Source organism: Leptolyngbya sp. CALU 1928 (assembly GCF_056784215.1).
Genome location: NZ_JBXBCE010000003.1, coordinates 283,574 through 305,222, shown reverse-complemented (window position 1 = coordinate 305,222; position 21,649 = coordinate 283,574). Strand labels below are relative to the sequence as shown.

Here is a 21,649-nt window from a genome sequence, read left to right as displayed (position 1 = left end):
GAAAAATGGGCGGATTGGATGAAACAACAGGTGAATTCTTTAACGACATAGGTAGCTCCTAACTTTACTGCACAACTTCTCCCAGAAATTTCTGGGAGAAGATTCAACATCCCGCCCTCGCGGTAGAGGTCCAACATGGATCTGGAAGCGTTTTGTTCGCATAAAAGCAGGCGCTGCTGAAATTGGATCTTGGCGATCGCCTTCCACAGGAGGTTCGGCTTCTGCAACCGATTCCGATGCTTTGCCAGCATTCACAAACTCCACTTCAAAGAGATAAGAACCGGGATCATTGATATTAAGTTCACCCTGGTACACACCGTTCGCCAATCGTGCTGGATGATGGCATGGATCATTTGAATGATCAACCTTCACAGGACGCTCTTCCAATGTGACTTTGGGGAGTTGATCAGGTTTAGGTTGCTTGCGTACATAATCTCTTGGGATAGCACGGACTACAGGATTTCGCAAACCCGTGAGAGGGACTTGATAATACGCCTGAGCTTTCAGAGAAATTGCGTCCGTTGGGCGATACAGCGAAGCAATTCCCTGGATGCCAGCGTTCAATGCCTTGTTTTCGCTGAACGCAAAAACCTTGAACGGAATTGCTCCCCTTGTTTGTCCCCGGATAACGCGCATTATCCAGAAACCAGAGGCAGGGTTCTTCACGACATAAAATGCGTAGGGCGATCGCTCCGGGTTGACAAAGGTTACACCTGAATCCGTTGGATTGACGATTTGCCCATCAGGGCGGAAAAGGTAGAACTGAACATCAGTCCTTTGCTGATGGCTGACAACAAATGTAGCCCGACTGGAGCCTTGCTCAACATAAGCACGATGGTCAAATCCTCCGGATCGAACGCGAAACTGGAAGGGTATCTTAGCAATCTGCTGTAGATCATCAGAAGTGTACCCAAAGGGTTTCATCTGTCTAATCGCTATTTCAGGTGCGCTAACAGATGGTTCAGGAAGCAAACCAGGTGCCATTGTGATGATACCGCTGCCATCGCGCACTTCACCAGAAATTTCAATCAGGTAGTTTTGAATCTCTAGTTGGGCATCGGGAGTACCAGCCGTTGCTGCGTCAATTTGTTCAAACCGTCCGCCCGTTGCCTCCGCAATCTCTTGTAAAAGAGCCTGGTCAGCATTTGCGCCAAATCCAATTGTGTAAGCACGAATACCATTTTCAACCAGTTGGTTGATGACACTTTCTGGTGAGATACCCGTGTTGTGAAGTCCATCCGAGAACAAAATCATTACCTGTGTTGCTGCCCGATCACCCGGAGACGTAATCTGAGCAACGCCTTCTACCATTGCACCACCAATGTTGGTTGTACCGCTTGCTGATAGGGCAGCGATCGCACTCAGTGTTGGGCTTAAATCCGTCCCTGGAGACAACAGCGTCAACGGCAACACGACTTGCTGAGTCTGGTTGTAAGCAACGACGGAGAGTTGATCTCCCGTTACTGAAAGATTGTTGACCCAATATTCAGCCCCATATCGAACCCCATCAATTGCATTGGAGTCGCTCATGCTGCTAGATTTATCCAGTACCAAAGCAAACCGAGGCACCGCGTTAAGCAGAATCCACTCAACGAGTTCATGTCCGGCTGGTGTCGGTGCATCTGGCAGTCCAATCGGAATATTCACGTCTGGATAATTGTCTTTAATGGTTTGCCAACACGACTCACCATGAACACTTTCTTGATTTGTATCACCATCTGGATAATGGTCTTCATCCGTACAAAATTCATTAACTGTACCCAATGTCAGGGTGCCATCATCCGAAATTTGATCGCCCAAAGTCCAAGCGAATTCCATAATGCACGACCCTGAGCTTGAGTTTCCAGTACATTCTGCAGCACCACTGGGACCCGTGTACTCATCATAAACACCCAAGCCATAGTGCCCGAATTCGTGAATTACAATATAGGGCTTGTTTCTCTCATCACCTTTAAGATTCATGTGGAGTCCGGGCGTACCCAATGCATCAACACTGGAAGACGACGTTCCTTCTTCCTCTAGCAAATATGCATCGGCTTCGCTGCTTCCGACATTGTTGTTTGCCACGTAAATGCGACCGAACTGCATCTGTCCGTCTGTAGCGTCGTAAAGTATTTCAGAGGCTCGCTTGAAGGAGCTTTCCCACTGTTCGATTCGTGGTACATCAGCATTATGACGAATCGACAGAATCAGATCAAATTTCCCATCTTTATATCGCCCAACTCCCATAACAAACTCCCTGCCAAAGCTAAAAGTTCCAGACGTATTTCTCAGTTTAAGAAGTGGAGATAGGTTCAGCAGTAACCACAGGGGTACTTGGGACATGGCAATAATTGACTGCATAGGATGCAATCGGGAAAAAGTAACATCAGTAAATAGGAGCAACCATTTCCTGATTATCTAATCAGGAATGCTTGGCGTTTTGTTGGAAAATTGATTGCGGTTTCAAGCACTGACAAGCAATGCGGTTGCATACATTACCGCCAGTCCTAAGCTAAATCCAGCCAAGCTGGCTTTGGACAACCACCAACCGCCTAGCTTATAAGCTGTACGGACTAAGTACGCACCGACCTCGACAATAACTTGTAGAATAGCTCCCGCACCAATTGCCAAAAATAAGACTGCCCAGATTGGCGAAAAAGCAAAGGCTCCCAGCCATGTGCCAACAACAGCAGGCAGACCTGCCAGGGCGGTTAGTCCAATCAGAGTCGTTAGTTTAGGGCGGGACTCAACAAGTGGCGCAGCAATGCCAATGCCCTCAGTCACGTTATGCAGGGTGAACCCAATAACCAGGAGTGAACCGAGTGCTGCCTCACCAACGGCAAAAGCAGCCCCGATCGCCCAATCCTTCTCCTAAGTTGGGAATTCCGATTCCCAGGGCTAAGTAAGTCGCCAGTTCAGTGCCCTCTGGAGGTTTGCGAATTCGCCTACCAATGGTAAAAACTGCCAGGAATGAAACGGCTGGGATTATCCAAACCAGAGTACTGCCTGAGAACGCAGAGGCAACATTTGCAGCTTTTTCAATTTCTCGCTCTTCTACCGTAATTTCATATTCCCGCAGGGTACGACCATCAGACAACTTTGAAACCTTACCTGTGCCCAATCGGTCAGCATGGTGTGGGGATTGAAGCCGTTGCGGACATGATTGACCGCTCCAATCGTCATATTGCCACCATAAACGATGGTTGGAGTGGTCTTCAGTTGATTGTGATTGCCATACGAGGTGTGTGCTGGCTGAGTGGAAGTTTGAGCAAATGCAGCCGTTGGCAACAGCTTATCGAGAAAGGTTTCTGCTCCTAAAAGTCCGGCTCCCAGTAGCGATCGCCGGATGAGATTAGGTTCCATACTCAAAATTTCCCGCCGAGAGAACGATGGGGAGGAATTAAGAGATGCCGTGGTAACTCCTGATAGACAAAATTTGCGATTAGAATGTCCACACTTTTTCATAATCCTTTCATAATTCACTTTGCTACGGCTGGTTTGTTCTAAAAAGGTGCGTTACAAAAGGAAACAATCATCAATAGCAAAAATGCAGTAGCTTTATGGGTATCCATGAATCGGTTCTGGTGGGGATCAGCCACCAGAGGTTTCAGGGTTTGAGCAGGCAGAGTCATCCTCTCGTCTTGTCGAACTCAAAACTGGGGAAAGTGCAGTGTAAATCTGCCCCTGTCCCGCAACTGTGATGAGACGTATGTCTCTCAGTCAGAACGCCCACCGATCGCGCCACTCTATCAACCCATCTGCGAGGCACAGATTATGGTCAGTCATTCATCTTTTTGGCAGCGTACTCAGCAAATAACGCTCTCCCTTCCCGTCCAGGCAGGTCTGTTGATCAGTCTTTGTATGCTCATTCTCTGGACGCTCTACTTTTCCACCTACCCACCAGCTCATAACGCCTTGCACGAAACACGCCACCAAACTCTTGCTGTGGCGTGTCATTAAGTCAAACAATTTAGACACATTCCATCACCACCGTTAATCGCTGTCAACGTTAGTTGATAGCTGGTTTGGATGTATCTGCTCCAAAGTTAATGAGGCATTTATGAGACAACTGAAATATGTGTGTTTGTTTCTCGCTGCTAGCGTTATCAGCGGGAGCATTTGGATATTGGCTGTAATCCCTGCCGGATCGCAGCCAGTAGTACAACTTGAGACGAATCCTCCCCTCAGCCAGGTGATTCCCGATTCGGAGCCAGTTCGTTTGAAATTGCGAGTCACCAACGCAGACCGCCAGCCATTACCGGATGCCAATGTTCAGGTGCGACTGTTTACCCCTCCAAAAACGCCCTGGCTGACCTCCGATTTTCCAATTGTTGAAGGTACGACCTTATTGGATCTGAGCGCAACTGCTTCTGCGGGAGAATTGCAGTTTGAGCAAGTGTTGCCCATTCGTGGCACTTATCGAATGGAAGTGAATATCACACCCAAAGTGACAGGAGCATTTGAGCCATTTGAGCAGCCTCTGACATTTGCAGTTTCAGAAAATCCAGTGAAGTATCGAAATTTTGCGATTCTAGCGGCTGTGCTACTGGTAGTGGGATTTGGTGGCGGATGGGTGCTTGGGGGCAATCAATCGGTGAGATCGGGAGAAATTGCGCCCCATCCGGTGCGGATGTTGTTAAGCGGAGGAATTATGGCAGCACTCATTGCTCTCTTATGGGTTAATGTCAGTGCAGAACTTTCGTCCAGTCATGCCGAACATGAAAGCGAAGATCGGGCGATCGCTCCATCTGTGCAGCAATCTCAGGGCATTGAAGCACAGTTATTAGGCGACATCCGGGCAACGGTCGGAAAAACAGCAACCCAAACCGTGCAGGTAAGGAATGTCAAAACGGGAAACCCGATCTCAGATGTCGCGTTGACGATTCAATCAAATGCGATCGAACATCATCAGCATATCTTTACTTACCGAGGTTCGCCTGATGCAATGGGTCAATTCACCTGGCAAGAGCAGTTTTTTGACGGTGCGCCCCATAATGTGATGGTTTATGTGGAGCCGTTGGTAGGCGCTCCGCGATCGTTTCAACCGTTTCAAATCGCTCATCAAATCGATGTTGAGGGAATCGAGCCACCCCTGCTCACACGCTTGATCAGTTTGTTGTACTTTACAGCCTTGTTTGTAGGGGGATTATTGGCTGGGCTATGGCTCAGTCGATGGCAATCTAGAAAGCAACGTCAGGTTTCATCTTCAATCTGAGAGTTAGAGCAAAAACTTTCACCGTACTTTCATTCCCATATGAAAGACTGAATGCTTAGTGTGATTTTTCTATTCTTAAGCGCACCATCATTCAGTACTATGCCTCAATCTTCTGCTCTCCCTGAAGCGAATGCACCGAAGCTGTTTTTGACGCAACGGACAAACCGTTTATCCCTAATCCGTCAACGGCTTGTTTCGAGCCTAGCTCTGAGCCTGTTGTTAGCATCCAATCCAACTGTTGTTTTAGCAGGGGGTGAGCATGGTGGCGCGGAATTTAGCAACAGTAGTGGCGGTCCAAAACCAGTCGAGTTAGATGCGAAGGCTGCCGCAGAAGTTGGCATTAAAGCCGAAACCGTCACCCAACGGCAACTTGCATTTGGGATTCCCACCACTGGGCAAATTGAAGCAACGCCCGATCGCAAAGTTGCTGTCACGACTCCTGTCACGGGTACGATTAGGCAACTAATGGTTAAGCCAGGGGATAATGTTAGCGCTGGGCAAGCCGTTGCTGTTCTGTATAGCCCCGAACTGGCAGGGTTGGGGGTCGAGGCAAGCACCAAACGGGCAGAAGCTGAAGCCGATGTACGTAAGGCTCAGGCAGGACTGCGTCGAACACAGCAAAACTACGAGCAGCAAAATAAAATTGCGGTGGCTGACATTCAGCAAGCTCGAACCAGTTTGAGTTTTTCCCAGGAGCGGTACGACAAAGACAAAGTGCTGCTAGAACGGGGAGCCATCCCTCGACGGCAGTTACTCGATTCAGAAACAAAATTATCTGAAGCCAAAGCCAGTTTGGCAAAAGCAGAGGGTCGTCTGGAGGTGTCTAATTCTCTGGCAGAGTTGAAAAGTGCACAATCCGACGTGCAGGTTGCCCAATCGCGGGTAGGGCTGAGTGATGCAACCTATCGCACTCGCTTGGCTCAACTCGGCTCTAGTTCCAACCCAGATGGAACCGTTACCATTCGGGCACCGATTTCTGGAACCGTGGCAGACCGAGAAGCAACTCAGGGTGAATCAGCAGCAGATCCCGGCAAACCTTTGATGACGATCGTGGACGACAGTAGTGTATTAGCCGTTGCCAACGTCTTTGAAAAAGATTTAGACCAAATTCGAGTCGGTCAACCCGTGCGAGTCACGGTGAAAAGTTTACCTAACCGCACGTTTAACGGACGATTAACCGTCGTCGGTTCCATGATTCAGGGACAAACTCGTTCGCTCCCTGTCAAAGCAGAGTTAGACAATCCCAATGGTGCCTTAAAACCGGGGATGTTCTCCAGAATGGAGATTATTACCGATCGCACTTACGGCGCAGCATTAGCAGTTCCTAAATCAGCCCTTGTGGATGCCAACGGCAAGACGCTGGTGTTTCACCAGGAAGAAGGAAATAAGTATGAACCTGTTGAGGTAACGGTAGGGCGAACGGCAGGCGATTTGGTGGAAATCAAAAAAGGGGTAGAGGCAGGCGATCGCGTGGTTACTCAGGGCACGACCCTACTCTATGCCCAATCGCTCCAAGGGGGTAAAGCCAAGGAAGGAGATGAGCATGGTAATGAGGGTGGAGGTGAGAAAGCCGCCGCAACCAGTCAGAGTGGGATGCTTCCCTGGTGGCTGATGGTGCCGTTGGCAGGGGCGATCGCGGCGGGTACATTCTGGCTGGGTCGTCGCAGTAGACCACCCGTAATTCTGCGCGATCCTGACTTTGCTAACCCGGACTATAAAAAGGATTCTGACTATAAATCAGGCTCAAATTAACGGTTATGACAATTTTTACCCTCAAAATTCTGCAAGATACGGTTTTACAACAAAAGCTATTGCCGCTTGAGGAACTAGCCGACCAAGAAAAGCACCCTGTCTCAGCAGGAACAGAATTCCCAATTCACTCCTACCTGCAAGTTGTGGATCATTTACGGTTTACCTTAGAGCATCAAGCGATCGCGGGTTGTAGCATCTGGTATGTCAACGCGGATGATATCCAGTTACTTCAAGATGGAAGCATCATTCAAACGCTGGAGCATCCGGCTCAAAGGGGACATGGTACTTCTGAACTCTGTCGTCGCCCTCCGATCATTTGGGAGCCGTCACCCAATTTCTCCAGTCGCAACGGCATCCCCATTCGTCGCATTATTTTGCATTGCACCGCCACCAATTCTCTGGCAACTGTGTTGAATTGGTTCCGCCATCCTGACAGTCAAGTGAGCGCCCATTACGTCGTGGCGCGGGACGGAAAAATCTATCAGATGGTACGGGATAGCGAAAAAGCATGGCACGCTTACGGCGAAAATGCTGATTCGATTGGCATTGAGCATGTCGCTGATATTCACGAACACCTTTCCCCCCTGCAAGAGCATTCCATGATCGCCCTGCTCCGGTGGCTGATGGCAGAGTATCGAATTCCAACCTATGCCATCACTGGGCATCGCTTTTCTCCCAGTCATCTAGGAGATATTACCTGTCCCCATCATCTATTTGGTGAGGAAACAGAGGAAGCCTTGAGGCACTGGATTACTCGAAACCTGGCTTAGTTCATTTCCCTTTGCCCGTTGTTAACCTTGCTCTCTCATTCCTAGCTTATGAACGCCTTACTCAAATGGTCGATCGCCCAACGTTGGCTGGTTGTGATTGCCTCCATCGTAATCACAATTTGGGGCATCTTTGTGGTGCTGCGAATGCCACTGGATGTGATTCCTAGTTTTGCCCCACCTCAGGTTCAGGTCCAAACGGAAGCCCCAGGGTTGGCTCCAGAGGAAGTCGAATCCCTTGTAACACTTCCGATTGAAACAGCCATTAATGGTACTCCTGGCGTTAATTCAGTGCGTTCTTCCTCTGCGGTTGGGCTGTCTGTCGTCAACGTTGTGTTTGACTGGAGCACCGATATCTATCGTGCCCGTCAACTGGTGACTGAGCGAGTTCAGCAAGTCCAGGGCAAACTTCCCGCAGGGGTTAATCAGCCTGAACTCACCCCTATAAGCTCTCCCTTGGGCGATGTCATCCGTTATGGGTTTACAGCAGATACTACCGACATGATGGAGCTAAAGCGAATTGTCAACTGGCAAGTACGCAATCGGTTACTGGCAATTCCGGGAGTCAGTCAAGTCGTCTTTTTTGGTGGGGACGATCGCCAGTATCAAGTATTGGTCGATCCAGCGAAACTGCAAGCGTTTGATGTGACTCTGGAGCAGGTTGAGCAGGCGGCGGGACAATCCAACGCTAACGCGCCGGGTGGCTTTGTGATTACTCCGGATCAAGAACTATTGGCACGAGGAGTAGGACGAATTACTTCCCTAGAAGATTTGCAAAAGTCCGTGATTGCCCAACGGGATGGAGTGCCCGTCCGGTTGAGTGATGTGGCGGAAATCAAATATGGGGCAGAACTAAAGCGCGGCGATGGCATGTTGTCGGGCAAGCCTGCCATTATTATGACCGTGCGAAAACAACCATTAGCAGATACCGTCAAGGTGACTCACGACATTGAAGCCGCCATGGAGGAACTGAAAGCGGGATTTCCGAAGGATGTGCAAACCAAAGTCACGTTCTTACAGGCAGAATTCATCGAAGCATCGGTTAAAAATGTCGAAGAAGCCCTGCGAGATGGTGCCATCATTGTTGCCGTGATTATGATCCTGTTTTTAATGAACTGGCGCACCGCCGTCATCTCCCTCAGTGCGATGCCGCTTTCAATTCTAATGGGGCTGATGCTACTCAATGGTATCGGGGAAGGACTCAATACTATGACGCTGGGTGGATTGGTCGTAGCGATCGGCTCTGTGGTGGATGACGCGATCGTGGGGATGGAAAATGTCTACCGTCGCTTACGCGAAAATCAACTGGAAGGCAATCCAGTGCCACAACTGCAAATTGTGTTTAGCGCCTCTTTGGAAGTGCGGACGAGTGTCTTGTTTTCCACAGTAATTATTGCTGTTGTCTTTGCTCCGGTGTTTGCTCTATCTGGCGTGGAAGGACGGATTTTTACACCGATGGGAGTGACCTATTTGCTGTGCATTCTTGCCTCCACGCTAGTCGCAGTCACCCTCACCCCAGCCCTCTGTGCCCTGTTGCTGGTTAATAACCGTTTGCCAGATACAGAAACCCGTGTTGCCCGATTTTGCAAGCGTCTCTACCGACCACTTTTGGGATTTTCACTGACAAATCCTAAAAAAGTCGTGCTGGCATCGTTTGCGGCTTTTATTGCATCCCTAATTGTTCTCAGTGGGCTAGGACGCACCTTCTTACCCGAATTTCAAGAGCGATCGCTGGTCGTTGCCATGAACCTGTTTCCGGGTGTGTCCTTGCAAACGACGAATCGTGTCGGGGCGGCGATCGCCAATTCACTCAAAGATGATCCCCGGTTTGAAGTGGTGGCAATGCGGGCAGGGCGAGCCAGTGGGGATATTGAAGCTGGAGGAGTGAGCTTTGCCGAAGTCGATATTGAACTGAGTAAGGAGGCTGCCAAAAATATTGAACAGTCAGGCGAAGTGATTCGAGAAGCAGCTAGCAAATATCCGGGAGTGGTGCTGGCAGTGGGTGGATTTATCTCGCACCGAATTGATGAAGTGTTATCTGGAGTCCGTTCTAGCATTGCGATCAAAATCTTTGGTCCCGATTTGGAGCAACTTCGGACGTTAGGGCAGCAAGTGCAAACCGCAATGAGTGGAGTCAATGGCGTAGTAGACTTGCAGCTAGAACCCCAGGTGCCGATTCGCCAATTGCAAATCAAAATTGATCGGGATGCTGCTTCTCGCTATGGACTCACGGTTGGCAACATCTCAGACACGATCGAAACTGCGCTCAACGGTCGAGCAGTGTCTCAAATCCTGGATCAACAACAGGTATTTGATCTGTTTGTTTGGCTGACTCCAGAAGCCCGTAAAGATCTTGATACCGTCCGCAACTTAACAATTGACACTCCCGAAAACGGTAAGATTCCGCTGGTGCAGGTTGCCAATGTGGATTACGGCACCGGACCGAATACGATCAACCGGGACAAGGTTTCCCGACGAATTTTAGTCGCCGCCAACGCATCGGGTCGCGACCTCGGTTCGATTATCAAAGACATTCGTAGCCAAATTCAGCAAGAGGTTCAACTGCCACCGGGTTACTTCATTGAATACGGCGGTCAATTTGAAGCCGAAGCTCGTGCGAGTGAAACCCTGACTCTTTTTGGTGCAGCCGCACTGGTGGTTATTGCTATTCTCATGTATTTTGCAGTCAAAACCATTGGCTCCACCCTGATGATTATGATTAATTTGCCATTGGCGTTAGTGGGTGGGGTGTTTTCGATCGCGCTAACCGGTGGAGTCCTATCGATCGCCTCTCTGGTTGGATTCATTACGCTGTTTGGAGTGGCGGCTCGGAATGGGTTGTTACTCGTTGATAACTACAACCAGAAGCTAGCCACTGGAATGCCGCTCAAAGATGTATTAGTCGAAGGGTCTGAGGAACGGCTTGATGCCATTTTGATGACGGCACTCTCGTCTGCCCTGGGGATGGCACCTCTAGCGATTGGTGGCGGAGCGGGGAAAGAGATGTTACAGCCTTTGGCAGTAGTCGTGATTGGTGGGCTAATTACCTCAACTGGGTTAACACTCGTTGTTCTACCCGCTCTGTATGCCTGGTTTGGTCGCTTTGTAATACCCAAGCAGAAGGATGAGGATATGCACCTATCCGATTTAGGAGGGGGAGAAGTAGCTCCTTAGTCTGAATGGCTGAAAATTTCACCTGGCTTTCATTTCAATCTGACACGATGAGTTTACAGGCTGTTTGCATAAATCAGCATTTTTTGGCTCCTCACGGTGCTGATGCAAGCAGCCCTATTTTCTCTTCAGCACAACTCATGAAACCTAGGTCAGCCTTTCAAAAACCAGGCTTTCTGCCTCGCTCCTTTAACCAACTCATTGAAAAACTTAGGAGGAATTTTGATCCCAATGCTGAGGCTAAAGTCATTGAGGAGTTTCAAACATCTCGAACCCAAACGATCGCCTCCCTGCGGTATCTGCTGCTCCTAATTATGGTTCCTCTCCTCCTCAATCAAACGTCTAAAACCCTTGTCATTGAACCACTCGTTAGCAAATATTGGCAAAATCCACAAGCGGAACTTTTTCTCAATTCTGAGCAGGAAGAGAAACTGCTGAAGGAATTTCGCCGTTTTCAAGATCAAGCCCGGTTTGAAGCATTGCTGGGAGAAAGCCCAAAACTTTCTCAGGCAGAAACTCAGAAAAAACTTCAGGCAGAAGCCGTTGTTCTGGCTGAAAAGGCTAAAAATGAAACGGTTAATGCAATCAGCAATATCTTTGCCAATTCACTCGCGGCGATCGCGTTCATCACCCTGATTATTAAAGGCAAGAATCAGCTTTCAGTGCTGAAGCAGTTTTTGGGCGAGTTAACCTACGGTTTAAGCGACTCTGCCAAAGCCTTTATTCTGATTCTGTTTACGGATATGTTTGTTGGCTTCCACTCTGCCCATGGGTGGGAGGTGATTTTGAAGGGGACTTTAGAGCACTTCGGCTTACCCGAAAATCGCCAGTTCATCTCCCTGTTTATTGCGATCGTCCCCGTCATTTTAGATGCGATCGGCAAATACTGGGTCTTTCGCTATCTCAACCGTATGTCTCCATCTTCCGTTGTAACCTATCGAGAAATGAATGAATAACCCTCTTTACTGCTGACTCTGTGAATCTAATGCCTCTCTGGATGGCGACACCCAACCATTGCCCACTGTTGATTTTGTATAGGAGTTAAAACAATGCAATCTACGATGAGAATTTGTCCGGTCTGTAATGTCGATTTACAACGAGCACAACGCCAGGGTGTAGAGATTGACTATTGCCCTCAATGCCGGGGCATCTGGTTAGACCGGGGTGAACTGGAAAAGCTAATTGAGCGCTCAGCTTCTGAATTCCGTGATGATCAAGACGGTTACAGCGCGGGCGATCGCTATCGAGAAGACTACGGCAGATCTGAGGGAGGAAAACACGGACGCAGTAGCAGCGGACACGGCGATCGCGGCTACGAAGGCGGTGGGCATGACAGAGGCTCTGGTGGCGAACACGGCGGCAGAAAAGGACGACGAGGAGGATTCTTGGGCGATTTGTTTGATTTTTGACCTGTTAGCAGTTACGTAGAATTCGGATTACTTTTGCAGTCCGAACCCATACCACAATGAATTGGTGTACTGATGTCAAAACGTGCGTTATTACTCATTAACCCTCATGCCAAGGAAGGACGGCAATCTTTTTCTCCTGTGGTGGCGCAACTGCACGATCTAGGGTTTGAACTTGTTGAGCCACCCTCAGTAAACCCTCGCCTTTTCTCAGATTTGATTCGTCAGTATCAGCAGGAAGTTGACTTGGTGATTGTTGGAGGGGGAGATGGCTCTTTGAATGCAGCCGCAGCGGGATTAATAGATACCCAACTGCCCTTGGGAATTTTGCCCTTGGGAACTGCTAATGATCTTGCTCGTGCTTTGAAAATTCCTTTACTTGTGTCTGAAGCCTGTCAGATAATTGCTAATGGAGTATTGCAGCGGATCGATCTAGGATGCGTTAATGGAAAATTCTTTTTCAACGTTGCTAGTTTAGGACTCAGTGTTCAAATTACAGACCGCTTGAGCAAAAAGTCTAAGCAGCGTTGGGGAGTTTTGGCCTATGCGATCGCTGCTCTAGAAACAATTTGGTACGCACGTACGTTTAGAGCAGACATAACGCTAGATAACAAACTGGTGCAGGTAAAATCTGTGCAAGTCACGATTGGAAATGGACAATACTATGGTGGCGGTCTAGTTGTATGTGAAGATGCAACTGTTGACAATCAACGGTTACATTTTTACAGCATTAACGTTCGGCACTGGTGGGAATTGCTTGCTTTGTTACCAGCCCTAAAGTTAGGAAAACATCCAGCGTGGACTGGTATTCATGCCTGCCGATCTCAGGAAATTAAAGTGACTACCTATCCAAAACAACCTATTAATACAGATGGTGAGATAACAACTTACACACCTGCTAAGTTTCAAGTCATGCCGAAGGCTCTGACTGTCATTGTGCCTGACAACTCATTATTCCACTGTTTCTCAATTTGAGGCTGAAATGAGTTTGTATCGTAAACGCTCGATTCCCTGGCTTTATCGCTGGTCACGCCCTCTCATGGCAGGCATCGCCTCTCTTGGAGCCGTGACTACTGCCTATCTGACCATTGCAAAATTCACTGAGAATCCCACCCTTTGCCCAACCAAAGGTTGCGATACGGTGCTTTCCAGTCCTTACGCCAACGTATTTGGCTTGCCCCTGGCATTATTTGGCTTCCTGGGCTATCTCAGTATGGTGTTGTTTGCGATCGCTCCACTATTAGTGCCACCGGAACGGAAAGAATTGCGATCTCGCGTCGATCAGCAGACAGGGCTGTTGCTGTTTGTCGGCGGTATTGCGATGACACTGTTTAGCGGCTACCTCATGTATCTGCTGGCATTTGAGATTAAAGCCGTTTGCATCTATTGTGTTGCCTCCGCCGTTTTTTCCACAAGTCTGTTGGTATTGGCGATCGTCGGTCGAGACTGGCAAGATATTGGACAACTGGTATTTACAGGTGCGATCGTTGGCATGGTCGTGCTGGTCGGCACTCTGGGACTTTACAGCAGCGTCAAAAATCCTGTGGCAAATCAAGCTACTCCGGGGGGGTATGCCATTACCACTTCATCCGGGGCAGCAGAAATTGCACTGGTAGAACATCTTAGTCAGATTGGAGCCAAGATGTATGGGGCTTACACCTGCCCTCATTGCCAAAATCAAAAGGGACTATTTGGCAAAGAAGCGGCGGCTCAATTGAATTACATCGAGTGTCATCCTGATGGCAAAAATGCTCAACCTGATCTCTGCACCGCAGCCGGAATCCAAGGGTTCCCAACCTGGGAGATTGGCGGTAAACAGTATCAGGGTGAGAAAACCTTGAAAGATCTGGCGGATTTATCTGGTTATAAAGGATTACGAAACTTTCAGAATGCCGGTGAACCTGGTCATTGACTCATGAAATTTAGTACGCGATAAGTAATACCAAAGAGGGTGTGGGATGGTACGTCGGAATGAGGAGAGTTCTAACAATCGAGATGCCGCTGCTCAGCGGCGTACGCTGCTACAAGTTCTACTGCTCAATGCTGGACTTGCTGCTGGTTTACTGATTGCTGGTTTGTCGGCTGATTCCAGCGCTCTGATTGCCAATGCGCTCGACAATACCTCCGATGCTTTTGTGTATGGCATCAGCTACTATGCGGTTTCCCGATCGCCGCGTTGGAAAAAGATCGCCGCGTTGGTGTCTGGTGTGCTCCTGCTGATCCTGGCTGTCAGCGTTGCGATCGACGTTATCCGCCGATCTACCACAGGGACAGAGCCGCTCGGTACAGTGATGATCGTGATGGCTTTCCTTGCCACGGCTGTCAACGCGCTGTGTATTAAGCTGCTGGCTAGCGATCATCGCGGAGATGTAAATCTGCGTGCTGCCTGGACATTCAGCATCAACGATTTTGTTTCTAATCTTGGCATTCTCATCGCGGGAGCATTGGTATTTCTAGTTGGACAGAGCTGGCCCGACCTGGTGATTGGTTTGGCGATCGCCGCCGTTGCAGCTTATGGCGGCATTGAGATTTTGCGAGATGCGATTCGCTCTCGAAGCAGTAACAGCAGCAGAAATCATAATTGATGCCTTAAAGAAAACCTGTTGAGAAGATATGCTTTATCTCTTCAACAGAGGTGAAAAAACCTTACAGGAGCTAGCCGATCTCTCTAGCTACAAAGGCTTGCGTAACTTTCGTCCCTTACAAGCCCAAAATTTCACGTTGTTTTCATTCCACTCCCCTAGAGTAAAGGTTGATGCCTGTGTGTTTTCAGAACGATCCTGAAACACCTTGAGTGAAAAACTACAGGTTTTGTGAGGAGAGCAAGGATTCATGATGCAATGTGTTCGCTGTTTAATGGTGTTTAGTCTTAGTACCACAATCAATCTCAGTACAACTCAGATTTTGGTTGCTCAAGAGATCTCAAAAGATGATCAGTTTTCTACAAAATTAATTTCCAATCAAACAATTCAGGAAGCAGCCCAAACCTCAGAATCGCCGCTCAACCCTGATCCCAATCCGTTGCAACTGCCGACGAAGCCGGATGAGATCAGGCTTCAAGGGACTCAAGCCATCACATTGCAAGAGGCGATCGCCTTGGCAGAGCGAAATAATCGTGATCTCCAGGTGGCAGAACTCACACTCAGGCGTGGTCAGGCAGCGTTACGGCAGGCACGAGCCACACTGTACCCAACTCTGGCGGGTGAAACTGAGCTTGGATACCAACGATCGTCGCAAGATCGCCTGAACGACTTGAGATATCTAAATAAAGATGCCTCAGCAACAGGGCTTTTAGGCGGCAGGGTGGAACTGAGCTATGACATTTTCACATCGGGTAGACGACCTGCCCAGATTCGAGCCGCAGAAGCTCAGGTGCGGTTTGAGCAGTTGGAAGTCGCACGGCTAAGATCACAGATTCGGCTGGATACTACCAATGCTTACTACGATGTGCAGCAGGGGAATGAGCAGGTGCGGATTGCCCAAGCCACCGTGAAAAATGCCCAGAAAAATTTAGCCGATGCTCAAGCGTTTGAAGAAGGAGGCATTGGTACTCGATTTGATGTGAGTCGTGCCAGAGTGCAACTAGCAAACGCCCAACAAAATTTGACAGATGCAGAAGTGCAGCAAACAGTGTCTCGTCGTCAGTTAGTGCAGTTGCTCAGTTTGTCGGAGACCGCAGATGTGAGTGCCGCAGATCCAGTACAGAAGGCTGACGAATGGACATTATCATTAGAAGACAGCATTTTGCTGGCATACAAAAACCGAGTTGAATTCCAGCAACAGCTAGAGCAACGAACGATCGCCCAGCAACAAGGCAAAGCCGCGATCGCAGGTGCTCTGCCGCAAGTCAGCTTATTTGGCAATTATCAATTCTTAAACGAGTTCAGTGAACCCTTTGGGACTCTCGGCGGGTATGCCGCAGGAGCGCGACTACGTTGGACAGTCTTTGATGGGGGTGCCACCTTTGCGGCAGCAGACCAACAACGAGCAAATCAAGCGATCGCGGAAACTCGGTTTGCTCAAACCCGCAATCAGGTTCGATTTCAAGTCGAGCAAGCATATAAAACCCTGCAATCTTATGTTCGTAGCATTGAGACGGCAACGGCTGCCTTGAAAGAAGCCCAAGACGTGGCAGACGTGGCAGAATTTCGGTTTACCCAGGGCGTGAGTACCCAGTTAGATGTCATCACTGCCCGTAATGACTTGATCCGTGCAGAGAGTAACCGACTCGAATCCATTCTCCGGTATAACCGTGCCCTTGCAACGTTACAACGAGCCGTGAGTGGTTTACCAACCAATACTCCAACTCGATCTGCTAACCCTTAAACTCTAAAAGCATTGCAATGTTTCACCAAAACCATCCAACTCAAAGCCGTTTGCGTTATTTCATTCGAGTCCAACTCCTGTATCAAAGTATTTTTTGGCTCAGTGGTTTGATTCTATTAAATGGAGGTAGCGCGATCGCTCAATCGACGACTGATGAAGTCAATATTCCAGTGACTTCTACCCCTCAACCCACCATAGAATCAACCCCTATCACTCCTTCAGTCTCAGTTGAAACCCCACTGCCATCCTCTGAACCCATCCAGCCAAGCACTCCATCGGCTGATAATTCGATTCAAGTTAATAGCACAAGCAAGGCTAGTGATCCTTATATTGACTCAACGCCTTACAACATCGGCGCAACAAATCGTTTTGACTCATCTGCCCCGACTGTGAAACGCGATCGCGGATTAAGTGTTGCATCTCCTGCTCAACTCTCACAACGAGCGCTCAACACCCCCACTACTTCCTATCCTGCTGTTGCCTATTCCAGTGGAACTACAGCATCTGGACAACAATACCTTCGTAGTTTCCGACTGCCAATTAACCGCAACATCGGCAACATCCGGTTGGTTTTTCCACTCTCAATCCCAGCAACTATTACATCGCTGTTTGGTTGGCGAGTTCATCCCATCAGCGGTGTTTTGCGGTTTCACTCTGGCACTGACATTGGCGCACCCCTGGGAACTCCCATTTTAGCTGCCTATGCCGGAAGAGTTGCGATCGCTGACTTCCTGAGCGGCTATGGTTTATCTGTTGCGTTGCAGCATCAAAAAAATACGCAGGAAACCCTCTATGCCCACCTGTCAGAAGTTCTTGTCCAACCTGGACAATGGGTGAAGCAGGGAGATGTGATTGGTCGAGTTGGGAGTACAGGCACAGCAACTGGACCCAATCTCCATTTTGAACTGCGACAATTAACTGCTGAGGGTTGGGTTGCAACGGATGCCAATGCAGCGCTGGAATACGCTTTAGTTGAATTCACTAAAGCATTGCAGTCTGCCCAGGTTGCGAACAAAAACATTTCACCCCAATCTAAACCTCGTTCCGATCAACAACCCAGAGCTATAGACTGGTCAGCGATGGATGCTGGAACCCGACTGGAATATCTCCTGTCTCAACTGATGAATACCTTACAGGTGGATCAACCTGTATCTCCAACGCAGAGTTAATTCCATACTTCTGATTCTCCAAGTCGAAGGAGCCAGCAATGTCCTTATTCTTCCTGATTCCAATGAGTTTAAGTTTTGCAATTGCCGTCATTTCTCAACAGGTAAGCGATGATTTAGCGGAAATTACAGGACTGGCAGCGATCGTCGCCCTGGTTCTGAGTTTAGTTCTAGCACCCTGGCAGATTCAATTATTTATCTTGCTGTTTATGAGTACAAGAGCAATCTCTAACTCCTGATCGTCCTTTGACAACAAGTCAAAACATAACTCTTCTAAAAATTTTGGATCATCCATCCACTGTGCAAAACTCAAAAAATATTTCGCAACTTTGTTATCCAAAACTTTCACTGTACTTTCATTCTGCCTTGTCAAACTAGAGATGGTCCTATCCCCCTTGTGGGGATTTCAGTTGAGAAGAGATTAGATGAAATACCTTACTGCTGCTGCTTTTGCTCTAATAATTGTTGTCTCAGCCTCTTCAGCTAACGCTGCTGAGACAAAATGCAAAGGTGATGCACTGCGTGAAAAGCCTCCTATTCCAAATCATCCAACCCACATTCGGAATGTGGTCTGGCGGAACACGCGAGCGATGTGTCTTCAGGAACTCTCCCAAGCCGCAAGGACGACTACCAGTACTACTGACACACCAACTCAACCAACAACTCAGCCACCTTCTAAATGAATCAATGTAGAAGCGATACTTAAGCCGCAAAGTAGCTCAATAAAACTTCATACTCCATAGCTCCCGGTGTCTTTTAGTGCCGGGATTTTTTTGTAAAAAAATTTATCTTGACTTGTGACCCTATTGCCATATACTTTCAATAATGTTGATAGTAAATAGCAATAAGGAACGGAGTTGAGAGCGAAAAACGTATTGTAATAATTCTCAGTTTTTCTTAGCTCTAACTATCATGAGTGATGTCCGGGTTATTGTCATTGATGTTACGTAAGGAACGATTAAGATGTCTCATAAAATCAAACTTTGGATTGGTATCGGTGCCTATCTGCTAACCAATGCCGGTGCCGCAGCCGCGATGTCAGAGGTAAGCAATGAAACACCTACCGATGAAGCCACTTCGCTAACGCAAATATTTAGCCATCAAACCGTCAATCTCCTCGCTGCAAACGATGAACCTGGTAAAGACGGTAAAGACGATAAAGAGTGTAAAAAAGACGATAAAGACGATAAGGATCGGAAGGACTGCAAAGACGATAAAGACGATGAGGGGGGTGAAGGCGGTGAAGGCGGTGAAGGATAGCATGACATTAATCCACAAAACATTGAGAGGATTTTGGAGCGGTGATAGTCTGCATTGCTGAAGTTCTCACAACCGATGAACTTCAAGCCGTGACCTCATTGCTTAATAAAGCCAAGTTCATTGATGGGAAGGAAACTGCGGGTTGGCACTCCCGTTTAGTCAAGTCCAATCAGCAGCTTCCCCGCCATGACCCGGAAACGGAGCCGCTCCAGGAAATAATTCATAGTGTACTTGAACGTAATGCGATGTTTCAGACGGTGGCTTTGCCAAAGCAGGTCAGCCCGATTCGCTTCAGTCGCTATGAGCAGGGAATGTCCTATGGCACTCATGTGGACAATGCCTTCATGGGTGAGGATAGACGGTTGCGCTCCGATTTATCTCTGACGCTATTTCTGAGTGACCCAGATACCTATCAAGGTGGCGAACTTGTTATTGAGAGCGCTCAAGGCGAACAGAGTTTCAAGTTACCTGCCGGAGCTATGATTCTTTACCCGTCAACAACTCTCCATCGAGTTGAAACGGTAACGGAAGGAGTTCGACTGGCAGCGGTTGGTTGGGTTCAAAGTTTGGTTCGAGACAGCAATGCGCGAGAAGTTCTGTTTGATTTAGAAACCGCTCGACGAGCCATTTTCGCCAAGCATGGCAAGGTGCCTGAGTTTGACCTCATCTCTAAAAGCTACGCCAACCTTCTACGGCGATGGGGCGAATGTTAAGCGATTGAGGGCAACAGCCCTTGAACAAACCTTTTTCATATTGTGAGGAGTTTAATTGTGTCAAACCTATTTTTGAAATCTCTAGTAATCACGCCAGTTATTTTCTGGGGATTCGCGTCGCTGCCTCCAGAAGTTCTGGCGGATGAGGGCTTGGATCAGGTCACTCCCCTTGCTCAACTAGCAGGCGGGCAGGCATCAGAAACAATGACGCAGGTCACTTCAGTCTCGCAGCTTACCGATGTGAAGCCGACCGATTGGGCGTTTCAGGCATTGCAATCGCTAGTGGAGCGCTATGGTTGTATTGTGGGTTATCCTGACAAAACCTATCGGGGTAATCGCGCTCTAAGTCGGTATGAATTCGCGGCGGGCTTGAATGCTTGTTTGGATAAGATTCAAGAATTGATTGCAGCAGCGACCGCTGACTTTGTTAGGAAAGAAGACCTGGAGGTGGTCAAGCGCCTGCAAGAAGAGTTTGGGGCTGAGTTAGCGGTTCTGCGGGGTCGTGTAGATGCCTTGGAGGCTCGCACTGCCACTTTGGAGAAACAGCAGTTTTCGACCACAACCAAACTCAATGGAGAAGTGATTTTTGCAGCGGCAGGTTTGTTTGGGGATGATAGGGCAGATGGCGATAACGACCACGATGACTTGAATGCCGACAACATCGTTCTCAATAATCGTGTTCGACTAAACTTTGATAGTAGTTTCACTGGAAGAGATCGCCTGAGAGTCCGTTTAGAAGCTGGAAACGCAATTCGTTATAACGCAGCTTTGACCGGGACTGATATGACTCGGTTGGGATTTGATTTTACAGGTGGAAATGCTGTTAGAGCATCAATGATTCAGTATCGCTTCCCCGTCGGGAACAAGGCAACTTTCTATATTGCGCCCTTTGATGAAACTTACCGGGGTCCGTTTGAAGGGATCGTGATTAGTAGCTTATGGCCCTCCTTGGAGGCTGGTGGCTTTGGTTCTATCTCACGGTTTGGGCGGATGAATCCCATCTACCGTCAGGGAGGTGATGGAGCCTATGCCGCCTTCGACTACCGCTTGAGCAGGACGCTCACGTTTTCTGCTGGTTACTTTGTTAACGAAAACTTTGCGAATAATCCTGGAGATGGCGGATTATTTGCAGGAACTTACACCGCCCGTGCTCACCTCTTGTTTAGACCCACTTCAAGACTGGCGTTAGGCCTAGGCTATTCGAGATCCTACTTCAAAACTGGTTCGGGGGTGAGCGGCGGAACGGGTAGTAATTTTGCGAACAATCCATTTAATGGAGCAGGCACGTTAGTCAATTCCTATACGGCAGAAGCCCGATATCGATTCAGTCCGCGTTTTATTTTGGCAGGCTGGGTGACATTGTTTGATGCAGAAGCACAGACTGGCGTGAACACTGGTAGACAATCTGACATCCTTGGTTACTCTGGAGCAATGATATTTCCAGATTTAGGCAAAAAAGGAAATCTAGGCGCAATCATCATCGGTCAGCCACCGAAAGTTTTGAATAATGACCTTGCTAATCGCGAAGATCCTGATACGTCTCTGCACTTGGAAGCGTTTTATCGCATTCGGCTAACTGACAACATCTCTATTACTCCAGGCGCGTTTATGGTCACCAAGCCCAATCACAATGACAATAACGATCCAATTTTTGTCGGAACGATTCGGACAACGTTCCAATTCTAGTTTCTGAACAGTTACAGATTTTTCTCACATCTAGCGAAACTCATTACCCCATAGGCTTTTGAGTTTCGCTTTTTTTCCAATCAGGATCAAAGTTTTCAGGCGTTGCATCGGCGATCGCGTTTCGCATCAGTTTAACGGCATTCTTCAAATATCTGATGTGACTTTTCAGTTTAACGACTAAATGATTTTCGAGATGAGATAGCAA

General features: G+C 48.3%; 21 protein-coding genes and 1 riboswitch. Of the genes, 16 read left to right on the top strand and 5 right to left on the bottom strand.

What is annotated here, in order from left to right:
* Positions 1 to 39: 39 nt before the first annotated feature.
* The 4 genes from AC1S5B_RS19545 to AC1S5B_RS19530 form a co-directional block, all read right to left on the bottom strand.
* On the bottom strand, positions 40 to 2,343 hold the full coding sequence (locus AC1S5B_RS19545; protein ID WP_482037369.1) for a vWA domain-containing protein: 2,304 nt from the start codon (positions 2,341 to 2,343) through the stop codon (positions 40 to 42).
* 102 nt (positions 2,344 to 2,445) lie between these two features.
* On the bottom strand, positions 2,446 to 2,766 hold the full coding sequence (locus AC1S5B_RS19540; RefSeq protein WP_482037368.1) for a ZIP family metal transporter: 321 nt from the start codon (positions 2,764 to 2,766) through the stop codon (positions 2,446 to 2,448).
* Between the two features lie 46 nt (positions 2,767 to 2,812).
* Positions 2,813 to 3,079: a hypothetical protein gene (locus AC1S5B_RS19535; protein ID WP_482037367.1), complete on the bottom strand. Its 267-nt coding sequence runs from the start codon at positions 3,077 to 3,079 to the stop codon at positions 2,813 to 2,815.
* Positions 3,037 to 3,345, bottom strand: coding sequence for a hypothetical protein (locus AC1S5B_RS19530; RefSeq protein ID WP_482037366.1), 309 nt, complete (start codon positions 3,343 to 3,345; stop codon positions 3,037 to 3,039). The genes AC1S5B_RS19535 and AC1S5B_RS19530 overlap by 43 nt, the downstream gene beginning before the upstream one ends.
* Before the next feature lie 278 nt (positions 3,346 to 3,623).
* A riboswitch (adenosylcobalamin-variant (AdoCbl-variant) riboswitch) is annotated at positions 3,624 to 3,721 on the top strand.
* A gap of 35 nt (positions 3,722 to 3,756) precedes the next feature.
* Here AC1S5B_RS19530 and AC1S5B_RS19525 point away from each other — a divergent pair.
* The 16 genes from AC1S5B_RS19525 to AC1S5B_RS19450 all read left to right on the top strand — a co-directional run bounded on the left by AC1S5B_RS19525 (position 3,757) and on the right by AC1S5B_RS19450 (position 21,444).
* Entirely contained in the window at positions 3,757 to 3,942 is a 186-nt protein-coding gene (locus AC1S5B_RS19525; RefSeq protein WP_482037365.1) for a CbtB domain-containing protein, read from the top strand.
* Between the two features lie 100 nt (positions 3,943 to 4,042).
* Positions 4,043 to 5,197, top strand: a complete 1,155-nt coding sequence (locus tag AC1S5B_RS19520) for a hypothetical protein (RefSeq protein WP_482037364.1) — start codon at positions 4,043 to 4,045, stop codon at positions 5,195 to 5,197.
* A gap of 99 nt (positions 5,198 to 5,296) precedes the next feature.
* Positions 5,297 to 6,949: an efflux RND transporter periplasmic adaptor subunit gene (locus tag AC1S5B_RS19515; protein WP_482037363.1), complete on the top strand. Its 1,653-nt coding sequence runs from the start codon at positions 5,297 to 5,299 to the stop codon at positions 6,947 to 6,949.
* Positions 6,950 to 6,954: 5 nt separating this feature from the next.
* A complete protein-coding gene (locus AC1S5B_RS19510) occupies positions 6,955 to 7,719 on the top strand; it encodes an N-acetylmuramoyl-L-alanine amidase (protein ID WP_482037362.1) in 765 nt (254 codons plus the stop codon).
* Positions 7,720 to 7,767: 48 nt separating this feature from the next.
* Positions 7,768 to 10,890 carry an efflux RND transporter permease subunit gene (locus AC1S5B_RS19505; RefSeq protein ID WP_482037361.1) on the top strand — a complete coding sequence of 1,041 codons (3,123 nt, stop codon included), beginning with the start codon at positions 7,768 to 7,770 and terminating at the stop codon, positions 10,888 to 10,890.
* A 137-nt stretch (positions 10,891 to 11,027) separates the two neighbouring features.
* Complete coding sequence (locus AC1S5B_RS19500; protein WP_482037360.1) at positions 11,028 to 11,843, top strand: CemA family protein; 816 nt, start codon at positions 11,028 to 11,030, stop codon at positions 11,841 to 11,843.
* 93 nt (positions 11,844 to 11,936) lie between these two features.
* A complete protein-coding gene (locus AC1S5B_RS19495) occupies positions 11,937 to 12,296 on the top strand; it encodes a TFIIB-type zinc ribbon-containing protein (RefSeq protein WP_482037359.1) in 360 nt (119 codons plus the stop codon).
* Between the two features lie 72 nt (positions 12,297 to 12,368).
* Positions 12,369 to 13,268 (top strand): lipid kinase, encoded by a 900-nt coding sequence (locus tag AC1S5B_RS19490; RefSeq protein ID WP_482037358.1) that lies wholly within the window; start codon positions 12,369 to 12,371, stop codon positions 13,266 to 13,268.
* A 7-nt stretch (positions 13,269 to 13,275) separates the two neighbouring features.
* The gene (locus AC1S5B_RS19485) at positions 13,276 to 14,205 is read left to right on the top strand and encodes a vitamin K epoxide reductase family protein (protein ID WP_482037357.1); all 930 of its coding nucleotides are present in this window, start codon (positions 13,276 to 13,278) and stop codon (positions 14,203 to 14,205) included.
* 46 nt (positions 14,206 to 14,251) lie between these two features.
* Complete coding sequence (locus AC1S5B_RS19480) at positions 14,252 to 14,878, top strand: cation efflux transmembrane domain-containing protein (protein ID WP_482037356.1); 627 nt, start codon at positions 14,252 to 14,254, stop codon at positions 14,876 to 14,878.
* A gap of 247 nt (positions 14,879 to 15,125) precedes the next feature.
* Positions 15,126 to 16,619: a TolC family protein gene (locus tag AC1S5B_RS19475; protein ID WP_482037355.1), complete on the top strand. Its 1,494-nt coding sequence runs from the start codon at positions 15,126 to 15,128 to the stop codon at positions 16,617 to 16,619.
* A gap of 17 nt (positions 16,620 to 16,636) precedes the next feature.
* The gene (locus tag AC1S5B_RS19470) at positions 16,637 to 17,788 is read left to right on the top strand and encodes a M23 family metallopeptidase (RefSeq protein WP_482037354.1); all 1,152 of its coding nucleotides are present in this window, start codon (positions 16,637 to 16,639) and stop codon (positions 17,786 to 17,788) included.
* Positions 17,789 to 17,850: 62 nt separating this feature from the next.
* Positions 17,851 to 18,024 carry a hypothetical protein gene (locus AC1S5B_RS19465; RefSeq protein WP_482037353.1) on the top strand — a complete coding sequence of 58 codons (174 nt, stop codon included), beginning with the start codon at positions 17,851 to 17,853 and terminating at the stop codon, positions 18,022 to 18,024.
* Positions 18,025 to 18,748: 724 nt separating this feature from the next.
* Positions 18,749 to 19,045 (top strand): hypothetical protein, encoded by a 297-nt coding sequence (locus AC1S5B_RS19460; protein WP_482037352.1) that lies wholly within the window; start codon positions 18,749 to 18,751, stop codon positions 19,043 to 19,045.
* Between the two features lie 41 nt (positions 19,046 to 19,086).
* On the top strand, positions 19,087 to 19,758 hold the full coding sequence (locus AC1S5B_RS19455) for a Fe2+-dependent dioxygenase (RefSeq protein WP_482037351.1): 672 nt from the start codon (positions 19,087 to 19,089) through the stop codon (positions 19,756 to 19,758).
* Positions 19,759 to 19,815: 57 nt separating this feature from the next.
* Positions 19,816 to 21,444: an iron uptake porin gene (locus tag AC1S5B_RS19450; protein ID WP_482037350.1), complete on the top strand. Its 1,629-nt coding sequence runs from the start codon at positions 19,816 to 19,818 to the stop codon at positions 21,442 to 21,444.
* A gap of 43 nt (positions 21,445 to 21,487) precedes the next feature.
* Here the strand turns inward: AC1S5B_RS19450 and AC1S5B_RS19445 are convergent, their stop codons facing one another.
* The gene (locus AC1S5B_RS19445) at positions 21,488 to 21,649 is read right to left on the bottom strand and encodes a hypothetical protein (protein ID WP_482037349.1); all 162 of its coding nucleotides are present in this window, start codon (positions 21,647 to 21,649) and stop codon (positions 21,488 to 21,490) included.

Bases quoted from the DNA above. Each gene is read 5' to 3' on its own strand.
- AC1S5B_RS19545 (WP_482037369.1), bottom strand. From the start codon at position 2,343: ATGCAGTCAATTATTGCCATGTCCCAAGTACCCCTGTGGTTACTGCTG.
- AC1S5B_RS19530 (WP_482037366.1), bottom strand. From the start codon at position 3,345: ATGGAACCTAATCTCATCCGGCGATCGCTACTGGGAGCCGGACTTTTA.
- AC1S5B_RS19525 (WP_482037365.1), top strand. From the start codon at position 3,757: ATGGTCAGTCATTCATCTTTTTGGCAGCGTACTCAGCAAATAACGCTC.
- AC1S5B_RS19520 (WP_482037364.1), top strand. From the start codon at position 4,043: ATGAGACAACTGAAATATGTGTGTTTGTTTCTCGCTGCTAGCGTTATC.
- AC1S5B_RS19515 (WP_482037363.1), top strand. From the start codon at position 5,297: ATGCCTCAATCTTCTGCTCTCCCTGAAGCGAATGCACCGAAGCTGTTT.
- AC1S5B_RS19510 (WP_482037362.1), top strand. From the start codon at position 6,955: ATGACAATTTTTACCCTCAAAATTCTGCAAGATACGGTTTTACAACAA.
- AC1S5B_RS19505 (WP_482037361.1), top strand. From the start codon at position 7,768: ATGAACGCCTTACTCAAATGGTCGATCGCCCAACGTTGGCTGGTTGTG.
- AC1S5B_RS19500 (WP_482037360.1), top strand. From the start codon at position 11,028: ATGAAACCTAGGTCAGCCTTTCAAAAACCAGGCTTTCTGCCTCGCTCC.
- AC1S5B_RS19495 (WP_482037359.1), top strand. From the start codon at position 11,937: ATGCAATCTACGATGAGAATTTGTCCGGTCTGTAATGTCGATTTACAA.
- AC1S5B_RS19490 (WP_482037358.1), top strand. From the start codon at position 12,369: ATGTCAAAACGTGCGTTATTACTCATTAACCCTCATGCCAAGGAAGGA.
- AC1S5B_RS19485 (WP_482037357.1), top strand. From the start codon at position 13,276: ATGAGTTTGTATCGTAAACGCTCGATTCCCTGGCTTTATCGCTGGTCA.
- AC1S5B_RS19480 (WP_482037356.1), top strand. From the start codon at position 14,252: ATGGTACGTCGGAATGAGGAGAGTTCTAACAATCGAGATGCCGCTGCT.
- AC1S5B_RS19475 (WP_482037355.1), top strand. From the start codon at position 15,126: ATGATGCAATGTGTTCGCTGTTTAATGGTGTTTAGTCTTAGTACCACA.
- AC1S5B_RS19470 (WP_482037354.1), top strand. From the start codon at position 16,637: ATGTTTCACCAAAACCATCCAACTCAAAGCCGTTTGCGTTATTTCATT.
- AC1S5B_RS19465 (WP_482037353.1), top strand. From the start codon at position 17,851: ATGAGTTTAAGTTTTGCAATTGCCGTCATTTCTCAACAGGTAAGCGAT.
- AC1S5B_RS19460 (WP_482037352.1), top strand. From the start codon at position 18,749: ATGTCTCATAAAATCAAACTTTGGATTGGTATCGGTGCCTATCTGCTA.